The 13,933-nt window shown below is 74.8% G+C and carries 14 protein-coding genes; 9 read left to right on the top strand and 5 right to left on the bottom strand.

Annotated elements, in window-relative coordinates; all coding sequences use genetic code 11:
- The first annotated feature begins 220 nt into the window (after positions 1-220).
- On the top strand, positions 221-1,366 hold the full coding sequence (locus tag ACIQVD_RS01855; protein WP_402285306.1) for a glycosyltransferase family 4 protein: 1,146 nt from the start codon (positions 221-223) through the stop codon (positions 1,364-1,366).
- 102 nt (positions 1,367-1,468) lie between these two features.
- Here ACIQVD_RS01855 and ACIQVD_RS01850 read toward each other — a convergent pair whose 3' ends face one another.
- Positions 1,469-3,265: an AMP-dependent synthetase/ligase gene (locus ACIQVD_RS01850; protein ID WP_402285304.1), complete on the bottom strand. Its 1,797-nt coding sequence runs from the start codon at positions 3,263-3,265 to the stop codon at positions 1,469-1,471.
- Between the two features lie 248 nt (positions 3,266-3,513).
- Between ACIQVD_RS01850 and ACIQVD_RS01845 the strand changes: the two genes are divergently transcribed.
- The 5 genes from ACIQVD_RS01845 to ACIQVD_RS01825 all read left to right on the top strand — a co-directional run bounded on the left by ACIQVD_RS01845 (position 3,514) and on the right by ACIQVD_RS01825 (position 7,554).
- Positions 3,514-3,945 (top strand): SRPBCC family protein, encoded by a 432-nt coding sequence (locus ACIQVD_RS01845; RefSeq protein ID WP_100835835.1) that lies wholly within the window; start codon positions 3,514-3,516, stop codon positions 3,943-3,945.
- A gap of 8 nt (positions 3,946-3,953) precedes the next feature.
- Positions 3,954-5,120 (top strand): ArsA family ATPase, encoded by a 1,167-nt coding sequence (locus ACIQVD_RS01840; RefSeq protein ID WP_400688475.1) that lies wholly within the window; start codon positions 3,954-3,956, stop codon positions 5,118-5,120.
- A gap of 28 nt (positions 5,121-5,148) precedes the next feature.
- On the top strand, positions 5,149-5,460 hold the full coding sequence (locus tag ACIQVD_RS01835) for a DUF5304 family protein (RefSeq protein WP_400688473.1): 312 nt from the start codon (positions 5,149-5,151) through the stop codon (positions 5,458-5,460).
- A gap of 196 nt (positions 5,461-5,656) precedes the next feature.
- Complete coding sequence (locus ACIQVD_RS01830) at positions 5,657-6,598, top strand: ROK family glucokinase (RefSeq protein WP_400688471.1); 942 nt, start codon at positions 5,657-5,659, stop codon at positions 6,596-6,598.
- A 179-nt stretch (positions 6,599-6,777) separates the two neighbouring features.
- Entirely contained in the window at positions 6,778-7,554 is a 777-nt protein-coding gene (locus ACIQVD_RS01825; RefSeq protein WP_402285301.1) for an endonuclease/exonuclease/phosphatase family protein, read from the top strand.
- A gap of 98 nt (positions 7,555-7,652) precedes the next feature.
- Here ACIQVD_RS01825 and ACIQVD_RS01820 read toward each other — a convergent pair whose 3' ends face one another.
- Both ACIQVD_RS01820 and ACIQVD_RS01815 read right to left on the bottom strand, forming a co-directional pair.
- Entirely contained in the window at positions 7,653-8,267 is a 615-nt protein-coding gene (locus tag ACIQVD_RS01820; RefSeq protein ID WP_400688467.1) for a hypothetical protein, read from the bottom strand.
- 10 nt (positions 8,268-8,277) lie between these two features.
- A complete protein-coding gene (locus ACIQVD_RS01815) occupies positions 8,278-9,057 on the bottom strand; it encodes an alpha/beta hydrolase (protein ID WP_402285299.1) in 780 nt (259 codons plus the stop codon).
- Positions 9,058-9,233: 176 nt separating this feature from the next.
- On the opposite strand from ACIQVD_RS01815, the gene ACIQVD_RS01810 reads away from it, so the two are divergent.
- The 3 genes from ACIQVD_RS01810 (at position 9,234) to ACIQVD_RS01800 (ending at position 12,007) form a co-directional block, all read left to right on the top strand.
- Positions 9,234-10,094, top strand: coding sequence for a 1-acyl-sn-glycerol-3-phosphate acyltransferase (locus tag ACIQVD_RS01810; RefSeq protein ID WP_402285842.1), 861 nt, complete (start codon positions 9,234-9,236; stop codon positions 10,092-10,094).
- Positions 10,095-10,233: 139 nt separating this feature from the next.
- Positions 10,234-11,346, top strand: a complete 1,113-nt coding sequence (gene macS, locus ACIQVD_RS01805; protein WP_402285840.1) for a MacS family sensor histidine kinase — start codon at positions 10,234-10,236, stop codon at positions 11,344-11,346.
- Positions 11,336-12,007, top strand: coding sequence for a response regulator transcription factor (locus tag ACIQVD_RS01800; RefSeq protein ID WP_100835829.1), 672 nt, complete (start codon positions 11,336-11,338; stop codon positions 12,005-12,007). Before macS ends, ACIQVD_RS01800 begins: the two co-directional genes overlap by 11 nt.
- Before the next feature lie 52 nt (positions 12,008-12,059).
- Here the strand turns inward: ACIQVD_RS01800 and ACIQVD_RS01795 are convergent, their stop codons facing one another.
- Both ACIQVD_RS01795 and ACIQVD_RS01790 read right to left on the bottom strand, forming a co-directional pair.
- Entirely contained in the window at positions 12,060-12,935 is an 876-nt protein-coding gene (locus ACIQVD_RS01795) for a transporter substrate-binding domain-containing protein (RefSeq protein ID WP_402285297.1), read from the bottom strand.
- 10 nt (positions 12,936-12,945) lie between these two features.
- A complete protein-coding gene (locus tag ACIQVD_RS01790; RefSeq protein ID WP_402285295.1) occupies positions 12,946-13,932 on the bottom strand; it encodes a hypothetical protein in 987 nt (328 codons plus the stop codon).
- Position 13,933 lies beyond the last annotated feature (1 nt).

The raw sequence follows: 13,933 nt of genomic DNA, 5'->3' as shown, positions 1-13,933 counted from the left end.
CTCCCAACGTCACCGAACCGTGTCCGAACCGCCCGGGCGGCGGGCGGCTCCGGTCCGGTCCCGTTCCGGCCCCCGTCCGCCGGACCGGCGGTGCGGTCGGCGGTGCGGTGGTCGGGGCGGCCGGCGGCGCGGCCCGCGTTCCCGGTGGACGGGCACGGTGACCTATCGTACGGACCACTCACAGGTAGTCCGAGCACCCCCCGACCGAGCGAGCCGCGGCATGCACAAGACCCTCATCGTCACCAACGACTTCCCGCCCAGGCCCGGCGGAATCCAGGCGTTCGTGCACAACATGGCCGTCCGGCAGCCCGCCGGGTCGGTCGTGGTGTACGCCTCCACCTGGCGGGACGGCCGGGAGGTCGCCGAGTTCGACGCCCGGCAGCCCTTCCCGGTGGTCCGGGACCGGACCAGGATGATGGTCCCGACGCCGCGGGTGACCCGCCGCGCCGCCGAGGTCCTCCGGGCGGAGGGCTGCACCTCGGTCTGGTTCGGCGCCGCCGCCCCGCTCGGCCTGATGGCCCCCGCGCTGCGCCGGGCCGGCGCCGGACGGCTGCTCGGCATGACCCACGGGCACGAGGCCGCCTGGGCCCAACTCCCGGTCTCCGCCCAGCTGCTGCGCCGGATCGGGGCCGGGACGGATGTGCTGACCTACCTCGGCGAGTACACCCGCGCCCGGATCGCCCGGGCGGTCGGCCCGGCCGCCGCCCGCCGGATGGTCCAACTGCCGCCCGGCGTCGACGAGTCCACCTTCCGGCCGGACTCCGGCGGGGACGCGGTGCGGGCCCGGCTCGGGCTCAGCGAGCGGCCGGTGGTGGTGTGCGTGTCGCGGCTGGTGCCGCGCAAGGGCCAGGACACGCTGATCCGGGCCCTCCCGCGGGTGCTGGCCGCCCAGCCCGACGCGGTGCTGCTGATCGTCGGCGGCGGGCCGTACCGGGCCGAGCTGGAGAAGCTCGTCGACACGGTGGGCGTCCGCTCCTCGGTGGTCTTCACCGGCGCGGTGCCCTGGGAGGAACTGCCCGCGCACTACGGGGCCGGCGACGTCTTCGCCATGCCCTGCCGCACCCGCCGGGGCGGGCTGGACGTCGAGGGCCTGGGCATCGTCTACCTGGAGGCCTCCGCGACCGGACTGCCGGTGGTCGCCGGGGACTCGGGCGGGGCGCCGGACGCGGTCCGCGAGGGCGAGACCGGGTACGTGGTGCCGGGCAGGGGCGGCGAGGCGCTGCTCGCGCAACGGCTGGTGCGGCTGCTGGGCGACGAGGGGCTGCGCCGCGAGATGGGCGGGGCCGGGCGCGCGTGGGTGCACGCGGCCTGGCGCTGGGACATGCTCGCGGAGCGGCTCACGGGGTTGCTGTCGCCCGAGCGGTGAACCTGCCGGGGGTCGCGGCCCGGGACGGCGGTTCGTCGGGTGCCGCGACCCCGCCCCGGGCGGTGGGCCGGTCGCGCGGTTCCCCGCGCCCCCGGGTCCGCCTCACCTGGTGTAGAGCGCCTCGATCTCGGCGGCGAAGTCCTTGAGGACGACGTTGCGCTTGAGCTTGAGGGAGGGGGTGAGGTGGCCGCCGGCCTCGGTGAAGGTGGTGGTGAGGAGGCGGAACTTCTTGACCGCCTCGGCGTGCGAGACGGCCTGGTTGCCGTCGTCGATCGCGGCCTGGACGGCGGCGAGCAGGTCGGGGTCGTCGCGGAGCTGTTCGACGGTGGCGTCGGCGGGCTTGCCGTTGAGGGACTTCCAGCGCGGGAAGAACTCGTCGTCCACGGTGACCAGGCAGGCGATGAAGGGCCTGCGGTCGCCGACCACCATGACCTCGCCGACGATCGCGTGGGCGCGGATCCGGTCCTCGATCACCGCGGGGGCGACGTTCTTGCCGCCGGCGGTGACGATGATCTCCTTCTTGCGGCCGGTGATGGTCAGGTAGCCCTCGTCGTCCAGCGAGCCGAGGTCGCCGGTGGCGAACCAGCCGTCCCGCAGGGCGTCGGCGGTGGCGGCGGGGTTGTTCCAGTAGCCGGTGAAGACCTGCGGGCCCTTGAGCAGGACCTCGCCGTCCTCGGCGATCCGGACCGCGGAGCCGGGCAGCGGCTGGCCGACGGTGCCGATCTTCGGCTTGTCGTGCGGGTTGAAGGCGGTCGCGGCGCAGGACTCGGTGAGGCCGTAGCCCTCCAGGACGACGAAGCCGATGCCGCGGTAGAAGTGGCCGAGCCGCTCGCCGAGCGGGGCGCCGCCGGAGATGGCGTACCGGCAGCGCCCGCCGAGGGCGTTGCGGAGCTTGCGGTAGACCAGCCGGTCGAAGACCGCGTGCCGGACGCGCAGGCCGAGCGGGGGGCGCCCGGTGTCGAGGGCGCGGCTGTAGGCGACGGCGGTGTCGGCGGCGCGGTCGAAGATCCCGCCCTTGCCGTCGGACTGGGCCTTGGCGCGGGCGGTGTTGTAGACCTTCTCGAAGACCCGGGGGACGCCGAGGATCAGCGTCGGCTTGAAGGAGCCGAGCTCCTCGGTGACGTTCTTGACGTCGGAGACGTGGCCGAGCTTGACCGGGGCGATGGCGGCGGCGATCTCGGCGATCCGGCCGAGCACGTGGGCCAGCGGCAGGAACAGCAGGACGGAGGACTCGCCGGTGCGGAACAGCTCGGGCATCCGGGCGGTGACGTTGCCCAGTTCGGCGAGGAAGTTGCCGTGGGTGAGCTGACAGCCCTTGGGGCGTCCGGTGGTGCCGGAGGTGTAGACGATGGTGGCGATCGAGTCCGGCCCGGCCAGCGCCCGGCGTTCGGCGATCACCGCGTCGTCCACGCCGGCGCCGGCCAGGGTCAGGGCCGCGATGCCGCCCCGCTCGATCTGCCAGGTGTGCGCCAGCCCGGGCAGGGCGCCGCGGACGTCGGCGACCACGGCGGCGTGCTGGTCGGTCTCGGTGACGACGGCGAGGGCGCCGGAGTCGCCGAGGATCCACTGCACCTGCTCGGCGGAGGAGGTCTCGTACACCGGCACGGTGATCGCGCCGGCGGTCCAGATCGCGAAGTCGAGCAGCGTCCACTCGTAGCGGGTGCGGGACATCACGGCGACCCGGTCGCCGGGGGCGACGCCGGTGGCGACCAGGCCCTTGGCGACGGCGTGCACCTCGGCGAGGAACTGGGCGGCGGTGAGGTCCTGCCACTGTCCGGCGGACTTGCGGCTGAGCACAGCGACGCCCGGGTGCCGCTCCGCGTTCTGGTGGACCAGGTCGGCGAGGTTGCCGTCGCTCGGTACCTGGTAGCGGGCCGGAAGGCTGAACTCGTCGAGCAAGACTGCTCCTCGTCTGCGACGCTGCGGGACGACTGGACGTTACTGCCGGGTAGGCGGATTCGGCCAGGGGGGTCGACCCGGGTGTTCCGATCGTCACACCGCAGGTCGGAAGTGCGGGTGGACCGAACCGAACCCTACGGCAGCGCGCAGGTGACCCGCCGGTAGGTGCCCGCGCGGGAAGCGGGCGGCCCCGCCCGCGATAGCCTCTGCTGGGCGCACAGCAGCACAGGGAGATCGCGGAGGCCGCAATGGCGGAGCACACCAGGTCGAGCATTGTCATCGACGCCACCCCGGCCGAGGTCATGGCGGTGATCGCCGACTTCGCCGCCTACCCGGAGTGGACCGGCGAGGTGAAGGAGATCGACGTCCTGGAGACCGGCCCCGACGGCCGCGCCGCCAAGGTGCGGCTGCTGCTGGACGCCGGCGCGATCCGCGACGAGCACACCCTGGCCTACACCTGGGACGGCGACCGCGAGGTCGGCTGGACGCTGGTCAGCAGCCAGATGCTGCGCGCCCTGGACGGCTCGTACGCGCTCGCCGCCGCCGGGAAGGGCACCGAGGTCACCTACCAGCTGGCCGTGGACGTCAAGATCCCGATGCTCGGCATGATCAAGCGCAAGGCCGAGAAGGTCATCATCGACCGGGCCCTGGCCGGCCTCAAGAAGCGCGTCGAGGGCTGATCCGGCTCGTGGCCACCCGCACCGTACTGGTCAGCGGCCCGGAGTCCGCCCGGATCGCCGCCGCCACCGCCCTGCACCACGCCCGGCAGGGCAGCGACACCCTGCTGCTGGCCGCCGACGACCCGCACCGCGCCGCCGACGACCTGCTCGGCGTCCGGCTCGGCCCCGAGCCCGTCGAGCTGGAACCGCACCTGGCCGCCGCCCGGCTCGACGAGCAGGCCGCCTTCCGGGCCGCCCTCGACGGCTACCGCGACCGGCTCGCCCCCGCGCTCGACCTGATCGGCGCCCAGCCGCTCGACCCCGACGAACTCGCCCCGCTGCCCGGCACCCGCGCCCTCGCCCTGCTGCGCGCCCTGCCCCGGGCCAAGGCCGAGGTGCTGGTGGTCGCCGCCCCGCCGCCCGCCGAACTGATCGCCACCCTCGCGCTGCCCGCCCAGCTGGAGCGCTACCTGGCCCGGCTGCTGCCCGAGCAGCGCCAGGCCGCCCGCGCGCTGCGCCCGCTGCTGGCCAACCTGGCCGGCGTCCCGATGCCCACCGACCGGCTGTTCGAGGCCCGGGCCGCCGCCTCCGCCGCGCTCGCCGAGGCCGCCGCCGCGATCACCGCCCCCGGCACCACCGTCCGCCTGGTGCTGGACGCCGCCCGGCCCGCCCCCCGGGCGCTGGCCCGGATCAGGGCCGGACTGGCCCTGCACGGCCTGCCGCTGGACGCCGTCGTCGCGCACGGCGCGCTGCCCGCCGCCGCGCTCGGCTCCGCGGACCCCTGGCTGGCCGCCACGGCCGCCCGGCAGGACGAGCAACTGGCCGCCGTCGCCGAGCAGTTGGGCGAAGTCCCGGTGCTGGTCGCCCGGCAGCCCGACGGCGGCCCGGAGGCGCTGGCCGAACGGCTCTACGCCGCCGGCGCCCCCCGGCCGCCCGCCCCCGCCGACCCGCGGGTCGAGGACCGGCTGGCCGCCGAGAACCGGCTGCTCTGGCACCTGCCGCTGCCCGGCGCCGACCGGGGCGATCTGGAACTGCTGCGCCGCGGCGACGAGTTGGTGCTCGGCGTCGGAGGTTACCGGCGGGTCCTGGCACTCCCGTCCGCCCTGCGCCGTTGCACGGTCAGCGGGGCCGGGCTGGCGGACGGGGTGCTGTCGGTGCGGTTCACGCCCGATCCCGCGCTGTGGCCGCGGGGCTAGCCGGTACCGAGGGACGAGGAGTGGCGCGGTGAGCACGGAACAGCAGGACCAGGAGCAGGGCCGGGAGCGGGAACGGCCCGGCGGCGCGGGGGAGTTCGCACCGCTGGTGGAGGAGGTGCGGAAGTTCGCCACCGCACTGGGCGGCAAGGCCGTGGAGTTCGGCGGCCGGCTGCGCGAGTCCAACCCCGAGGTGTACGGCCACCTCGCCGCCGCCGGCGGGGAGTTGCTGGCCGCCTACCGGGCCGCCGTGGCCGGGCACGAACGGAGCTGGTCCGCGCCCCAACACGCCGAGACCGAACGGGTGGACCTGGACGGGGCCGCGGAGGCCCCCGACAAGTAGTTAAGGCGGCCGAATACTGCCGTCACGCTATGGTGACAATTCATTACCGAACGGTACCGTTGGTATGACTTCTGAAGGCACCATGACCAATGGGTCGGGAATTGCCTTCGAATAATGTACGCCAGGCTGTATACGTGGGTACCCCCCAGCGGGTACGGTTCCGCTGAGCGGGAACGAGTGAATAGCTGAGGGACACATGGCTCTGACCATCGGCGTGGACGTCGGCGGTACCAAGATCGCAGCAGGCGTGGTCGACGAGTCCGGCGAGATTCTGGCCAAGACCCGGGTGCCCACCCCGGCCGACCCCCAGTGGGCGGTCGACGCCATCGCCCAGGGCGTACGGGAGTTGAAGGACCAGTACCCCGACGTCACGGCGGTCGGCGTCGGTGCCCCCGGCTTCGTCAACCGGGACCGCTCCACCGTCCTGATGGCGCCCAACATCGCCTGGGAGAACGAGCCCCTCAAGCAGCGCGTCGAGGAACTCACCGGCCTGGAGACCGTCGTCGAGAACGACGCCAACTGCGCCGCCTGGGCCGAGTTCCGGTTCGGCGCCGCCGCCGAGTACGAGGACATGGTCCTGATCACCGTCGGCACCGGCATCGGCGGCGGCATCGTCCTCGACGGCCGGCTGCACCGCGGCCGGTTCGGCGTGGCCGGCGAGATCGGCCACCTGAACATGGTCCCCGACGGCCTGGAGTGCGGCTGCGGCGGCCACGGCTGCTGGGAGCAGTACGGCTCCGGGCGGGCGCTGCGCCGCTACGGCCGCGAGCGCGCCGCCGCCGACCCGATCGCCGGCAAGCGGATGCTCGAACTCAACGACGGCGTCGCCGAGACCATCCGCGGCATCCACATCACCGAGGCCGCCGAGGAGGGCGACGCGCTGGCGCTGTCCTGCTACGCCGAGCTCGCCGACTGGCTCGGCCGCGGCATGGCCGACCTCGCCGCGCTGTTCGACCCGGGCGTCTTCGTCCTCGGCGGCGGCGTCTCCGACTCCGGCAACCTGCTGCTCGACCCGGTCGCGGCGAGCTTCGAGAAGTACCTGACCGGCGGCCCGGCCCGGCCCCGCGCCAACGTGGTGCTGGCGTCGATGGGTTCGGCCGCGGGCATCGCCGGCGCGGCCGACCTGGCCCGGATCTGACGCGCGGGCGCACCGCGCGGAGAGCAGGGGCGCGGGGACGGGCACGCGGCGGCGGGTGAACGCCGCGCACCCGTCCCCGCGCCCCTGCTCGTGCACCGCCGCCCGCCCCTCCCCGCGCCCCTCCCCGCGCGCCCGGTTTTTCGCGCTCCGCGCGCCCGGCGCCTGTTACTGTCGGTCAGGTGACGGACACTGAGGCTGGGTTGGCGTCCTCCGGGGTGGAGCCGGACGGGGCGCGGCGGGTGCGGGTGCTGAGTTACAACGTGCGGTCGCTGCGGGACGACCGGGCCGCGGTGGCCCGGGTGATCCGGGCCTGCGAGCCGGACGTGGTGTGCGTGCAGGAGTCGCCCCGGTACTGGAAGACCGAGAAGGCGGCGGCCTGGCTCGCCCACCGGACCGGGACGGTGATCCTGGCCGGCGGCGGACGGGTGGCGGCGGGGCCGCTGCTGCTGGGGAACCTGCGGGTCGACCTGCTGGAGCTGCGGGACGTGCTGCTGCCGAAGACCCGCGGGCTGCACGCGCGCGGCTTCGCCGGCGCGCTGCTGCGGATCGGCGGCAGCCGCCCGTTCTCGGTGACCAGCTGCCACCTGAGCCTCGAACCGGCCGAGCGGCTGCGGCAGTTCGCCCTGCTGCGGGCCCAACTCCGCCCCGGCGAACCGGGCGTGATCGCCGGAGACTTCAACGAGCCCCCGGAGGGCCCGGGTTGGCGCGCCCTGGCGGCGGAACTCACCGACGCGCACGCCAAGGCCCCCTGGGGCGGGACGTACACCTCGGTGCCCAAGCAGCCCTACCAGCGGATCGACGGGGTGTTCGCCACCCCGGACGTCGAGGTGCTGGGCTGCGGCGTGCCCTACCCGCTGCCGGGCGTCACGGAGGCGGACCTGCGGGCGGCCACCGACCACCTGCCGGTGCTGGCGACGCTGCGCATCCCCGCCCCGGAGCGGACCGCGCCGCAGTGAGCCGCGGTGGGCCCGGGCCGCGCTGGGCCGGGCCTTGGTGAGCGGGGCCGTGGTGAGCGGGGCCGGGCGGTCGTCCGGCCCCGGGCGGCGCGGCCGGCTCAGACCACGGCGCCGCCGTTCGGGTCCTCCGGCTCGTCCTCGTCGCGGTCCTTCATCCGGGCCACCAGGGTGCCGAAGCCGCCCAGGAAGGACAGGATGCCGACCCAGGCCGGCCAGCCGGAGACCTCGCGCCAGACGACCGCGTCGAACAGCAGCAGCGCCGGGCCGCCCAGCACCGCCAGCCAGGCGAACTTGGCGGTGGTGTCGGCGGCGGGCAGCGGCGGGGGCTCCGGCGGTACGAAGTGGCCCTCGTCCTCGTCCTCGGCCGGCGTGTAGTCGCGCGGTCCGTCCCCCGGCCGGGGGACCGGGCGCGGCGTGAAGTCGCCCAGGCCGCCGTTGCTGGTGGTGGGCGCGGTCGGGCCCCGCCGCTCCCGCTCCCGCTCGTTCTGCGCCCGCAGGTTCTCCACCTCGGGCCAGGCCGGATCGGTGAGGTCGACCGGATCGTCGAACTGGGCGACCAGCGCGGCGAAGATCGCGTCCTGCTCGGCCTGGCTGCCCGCGGCGGGGCGGCGCGGAGCCGGTTCGGGCCCGGCCCCGGCGGCCTCCGACCCGGCCGCCTGGGCGTCCTCGCGGGGCAGGTCCTCGTCGTCGTTCGCCTTGCTGGTCTCGTTCACATTCGGCCTTTCAGCCCGAGTGGTTCCCGGCATCGACCGCCGCTGCCGGGGCCAGCCGCCGGACGAAGTCGAGGCTCGCCCCGAAGATCAGACCGGCGTCGTGGTCCAGCGTGGCCACGTGGAAGCTGCGGTCGAGCAGCAGCTCCGTCACATCGGTCGAGGATATCCGGGCGAGCACCATGGCCGAGTTGCGCGGCGAGACCACGTGGTCCTGCGGACTGTGCATCAGCAGAACCGGCTGGGTCACCGCCGGCATTCCCGCCCGGGCGCTCTCCCACAGCCGGGCCAGCGACCAGGCGGCGTGCAGCGGGAGGCGGTCGTAGCCGACCTCGGCGGCGCCCGGCAGGGCGATGTCGCCGGCCACGCCGGGCAGCGAGGGGACCAGGTGGCGCAGGACCGGCAGAAGTACCGTCGCGGGGTTGTCGGAACGCACCGAGGGGTTGACGAGCACCAGTCCGGAGATCCGCCCGCCGTGCTTCGCGGCGAGCTTCAGGGCCAGCGAACCGCCCATCGACAGCGCGCAGACGAAGACCTGCTCGCAGTCGGCCGCGAGTTCCTCGAAGGCGGTCTCGGCGGTGGCGTACCAGTCCTCCCAGCGGGTCGGCTGGAGGTCCTGCCAGCGGGTGCCGTGGCCCGGCAGCAGCGGGACGGAGACGGTCAGGCCCGCCTCGGCCAGGTGTTCGGCCCACGGGCGCATGGACTGCGGGGAACCGGTGAAACCGTGGACCAGCAGCACACCGACCGGACCGCCCGCTCGGCGGTACGGCTCGGCTCCCGGTAGCAGCGGCATGCAGGACTCCTGGAGGTGCGGGCAGGGTGAGGGTGGCTCGATGGTCCCACGGGCGGGATGCGCCGTACAGGGGCCCGGTGCGGGGACCGGCGGTTCGCCGGTGCACCGGGCGGGAGGCGGGGGCATTAGGATCGTCCGGTCCGCACCACAGGAGGCCCCGGTTGTTCTACCGACTGATGAAGATGATCGTCGCGCCGCTGCTGCGGATCTTCTTCCGGCCGTGGATGGAGGGCGAGGAGAACATTCCGGACGAGGGCCCGGCCATCCTCGCCAGCAACCACCTGTCGTTCTCCGACTCGTTCTTCCTGCCGGCGCTGCTCAAGCGCCGGGTGACCTTCATCGCGAAGGCCGAGTACTTCACCACGCCCGGCCTCAAGGGCCGGCTGACCGCCGCGTTCTTCAAGGGCGTCGGCCAGCTGCCGGTGGACCGCTCGGGCGCCCGCGGCGCGGGCGAGGCGGCGATCCGCAGCGGCATCGCGGTGATCGAGCGGGGCGAGGTCTTCGGCGTCTACCCGGAGGGCACCCGCTCGCCCGACGGCAAGCTGTACCGCGGCAAGGTCGGCGGCCTGGCCCGGGTCGCGCTGGCCACCGGCGCGCCGGTGATCCCGGTCGCGATGATCGACACCGAGAAGGTGCAGCCGCCCGGCCAGGTGGTCCCCAACTTCGGCGTCCGGCCCGGCATCCGGATCGGCCGCCCGCTGGACTTCTCGCGCTACCAGGGCATGGAGAACGACCGGTTCATCCTGCGCTCGGTCACCGACGAGGTGATGTACGAGATCATGCGGCTCTCCGGCCAGGAGTACGTGGACATCTACGCGACCGCCGCCAAGCGGCAGCTCGCCGAGGAGAAGAAGGCCGCGGACGCCGACCGCAAGGCCCAGCAGAAGGCGGACGCGGAGGCCGAGGCCAGGGCGAAGTCGAAGGCCGGCGCGGCGGCGGGGGCCGACGGCGAGGGCGAGGCGGACCCGGACGCGAAGCCGGAGGACGCGAAGCCGGACGACCCGGAGCCGGGCGACGCGAAGGACGACGGGGCCTGACGGCCCGTCACGAGGGGGGTTCGGGGTGAGCGAGGACCACAGACCCGTCGGACCCGTCGCCGCGCCGCACCGCGGCCCGGCCCGGGTGCCGGTCCCGGCCGCGCCGGCCGGGGTGGCCGCGGCGGTGGCGGCCGGCGGGATGTCGGTGGAGCTGCCGCTCTGGCGCGCCATGGGGTACTTCCGGGTGCTCGCGCTGGCCTACGCGGTGCTGCGGTACCTCACCGCGTACCGGGAGTTCCTGCACCCGGTGTCCGGCTGGATCTTCCTGGGCGCGCTGAGCCTCTGGACGCTGGCCTCGATCCGGGCCTTCGCCGGGCCGCAGCGCTGCACCTGGCTCGTGCTCGGCACCGACCTGACCGCGGCCGTCACCGGCATCGTGATGAGCGGGTTCATCGACACCCCGGCCCGGATCCACGCGGGCGCGCCGACCCTGCCGACCATCTGGGCGGCCGGCACCGTGCTGGGCTTCGCCGGCAAGGGCGGCTGGCGGGCCGCCGCGTTCGCCGGGGCGGTGATCGGCGCGGCCAACATCCTCGGCCACGGCGGGGTCAGCCCCGACAACCTGCACAACATCGTGCTGCTGCTGCTCGCGGGCTGCGCCATCGGCTACGTGATCGAACTGGCCCGGGCCAGCGAGGCGGTGCTCACCCGGGCGCTCCAGGTGGAGGCCGCCACCCGGGAGCGCGAACGCCTCTCCCGGGACATCCACGACGGCGTGCTCCAGGTGCTCGCCCTGGTCCACCGCCAGCAGGGCGACGCCGCCGAGCTCGGCCGGCTGGCCGGCGAGCAGGAGCGCGCGCTGCGGGCCCTGATGGCCGGCGGGCGGCTGCCCGGCCGGCCCGAACCGGACGGCGAGCAGGACCTGCGCCCGCTGCTGGCCCGGCACGCCGACGAGCGGATCACCCTCGCCGCGCCCGCCACCCCCGTGCTGCTGCCCGCGCCCGCCGCCGCCGAACTGGCCGCCGCGGTGGCCGCCGCGCTCGACAACGTCCGGCGGCACGCCGGGGCGGCGGCCCGGGCGTGGATCCTGGTCGAGGACGAGCCGGACGCGGTCACCGTCTCGGTGCGCGACGACGGGCCGGGCTTCCCGGCCGGCCGGCTGGCCGAGGCGCAGCGCGACGGCCGGCTGGGCGTCGCGCAGTCGATCCGCGGCCGGATGCTGGACCTCGGCGGCAGCGCCGAGCTGTACGCGGTGCCCGGCCAGGGCGTCGAGGTGGAACTGCGGTGGCCGAGGAGGGGACATGACGGCTGATCAGCCGGTGCGGGTGATGGTGGTGGACGACCACCCGATGTGGCGCGACGGGGTCGCCCGGGACCTGGCGGAGGCCGGGTTCGCGGTGGTCGCCACCGCCGGGGACGGCGAGGAGGCGGTCCGCCGGGCCCGGGCCAGCGCCCCGCAGGTGGTGGTGCTGGACCTCAACCTGCCGTCGCTGTCCGGCGCGGAGGTGTGCCGCCGGGTGGTGGCCGCCGACCCGGCGGTGCGGGTGCTGGTGCTCTCCGCGAGCGGCGAGCACGGGGACGTGCTGGAGGCGGTGAAGTCCGGCGCCACCGGCTACCTGGTGAAGTCGGCCGGCCGCGAGGAGCTGCTCGACGCGGTCCGCCGCACCGCCGTCGGCGACCCGGTGTTCACCCCGGGCCTGGCCGGCCTGGTGCTCGGCGAGTTCCGCCGCCTGGCCACCGAGCCCGGCACCCCCGCCCGGCCCGCCGCCCCGCAGCTCACCCCGCGCGAGACCGAGGTGCTGCGGCTGGTCGCCAAGGGCCTGTCCTACCGCCAGATCGCCGACCGCCTGGTGCTCTCGCACCGCACCGTGCAGAACCACGTCCAGAACACCCTGGGCAAGCTCCAGCTGCACAACCGGGTCGAGCTGGTCCGGTACGCGATCGAGCAGGGCCTGGACGAGGAACTGGGCTGAGCGGCGGGCCGGTGCGCGCCGCCGGGGCGCCCAGGCCGGGCCGCCGGGGCGCTCAGGCCGAGCAGCGGTCGCCGGCCGAGGTGGTGACCGGCTTGAAGGTGTCGCGCAGCTCCTTGTCGGTGAAGTCCGGGCCGAAGGCGAAGGAGCTGCGCAGGGTGTTCATCCAGTCCGGGTCCTGGAGGTAGTCGTTGATGGCCTCGCGGAGCAGCTCGCACGCCTTCCGGTGGCCCTTGGGCAGCACCATCATCAGGAACTGGGTCTTGCCGATGTGCGCGTCCCGGGCGACCCGGTAGGCGCGCCGGCCGCCGGTGCCGGAGTTGGCGGCGACGCCCTGCAGGACCAGGTAGTCGGAGAGCACGGCGTCGGCGGTGTCGTCGTCGACCCGGGCCAGGCACTCCTTGAGGTCGGCGCCGGTGACGGTGACCCGGGGGCCGATGTCCTTGAGCTGGGCCTCGGCAGTGGTGCCGCCCGACACGCACACCCGCAGCGGCTTGAGGTCGTCGGACTTGGCGACCGTCCGGGTGTCGCCGGCCTTGAGCAGGACGCCCAGCGGGGTCTGCAGGTAGGGCCCGGCCAGGTCGTAGTCCTGCTTGAGGCTGTCGCGCTCGGAGATGTCGGCGACCACCAGGTCGACCTTGTTGTGGTTGGCGGAGCCGTCGGTGAGGGCGTCCTCCCAGTTGGCGGTGGTCACCGTCAGCGAGGTGTAGTCGATCGCGCGGGAGCCGAGCACCCGCATGGTCAGGTGCGGCTCGAAGCCGTCGTAGACGCCCTTGTCGGTGAACTCGGACATGCCGGGCCGGTCGGTCTTGAAGCCGACCTTGACCGGCAGGTCCTCGAACGGCTTCGAGGTGTCGTCCGAGCAGCCGGACGCGGCGGTGGCGAGCAGGAGCAGGCCGGCCGCCAGGCGGACGGAGTGCGGGCTGTGCACGGGGTGCCTCCTAGCGGGTGAATTCGACGCGCTGGATGTCGATCTGCCGGTCGCAGCCGCTGCCGCCCTGTAGCTCCAGGATCAGGTGCAGGTTGGTGCGGCCGGAGGGCACGGGGAGGGAGACCTCGCTGCCCGGGGCGCCCCAGTCGCTCCGGCCGCCCTGCTCGGTGCTGAGCCGGGCTTTCAGGCCGACGCAGGTGCCGGTGTCCGGGTTCGGGTCACTCAGCAGCAGGCGGGTCTTCAGCCGGGCGGCCCCCTCCGGGACGTCGATCACCGTGGCGACCTGCTCGTCCGGAGCGATCCGGGGCTTGACCCAGATGGTGTCCCGGCCCTCCAGCGGGGGCGGCCCGTCCGGCCGGAGCAGCGCGGTGCCCAGGGCGGCCGCCGCCAGCAGGGCCACGCCGACGGCCAGCACCCGCGGCAGCCGCGGCCGGTCCGGTTTCGGCGGCGGCTCCGGTTCGGGCAGCGGCGGCGGGCCGGTGCGGGACTTCTCCACCGCCTGCCGGGCGAACTGCGCCAGCAACTGCTCCTGTTGGGCGGCGAGGTCCTCCAGCAGCAGGGTGGGGCTGCCGATCACCAGGGCGTGGGTGGCCAGTTCGACCAGCCGCCGCCCGTCGGCCCGCACCGGCGTCACCGGCGGGAAGCACAGCACGCCCGCGATCACCACCAGGTCGGCCCGCTCGTGGACGGTCAGCCCGGGGGCGCCCTGGACCCGGGCCAGGAACGCCACCCAGTCGCCGCGCAGCTGCGCCCCGGTGACGCCGACCAGCCAGTCGTGCAGGTGCCCGATCGCGGCGGCCGGCTGCCCGTGCTCCTCGGCCAGGAACCGGGCGATCCGGGCGGCCGACACCGACAGCTCGTGGTGCTGCACCTGGACGGGGTACCCGACCGTCTCGGCCAGGTGCCGCTCCAGGTCCGGCAGGACGGGGGCGAGTTCGTGCCAGCCCGACAGGATGCGCTGCAGCATCTGCCGGGTCTCCCAGGTGCAGCGGTCCATC

This window comes from Kitasatospora sp. NPDC090308 (genome assembly GCF_044769485.1).
GTDB classification, from domain to species: domain Bacteria; phylum Actinomycetota; class Actinomycetes; order Streptomycetales; family Streptomycetaceae; genus Kitasatospora; species Kitasatospora fiedleri.
This window is presented reverse-complemented; position numbering and strand designations above follow the sequence as displayed.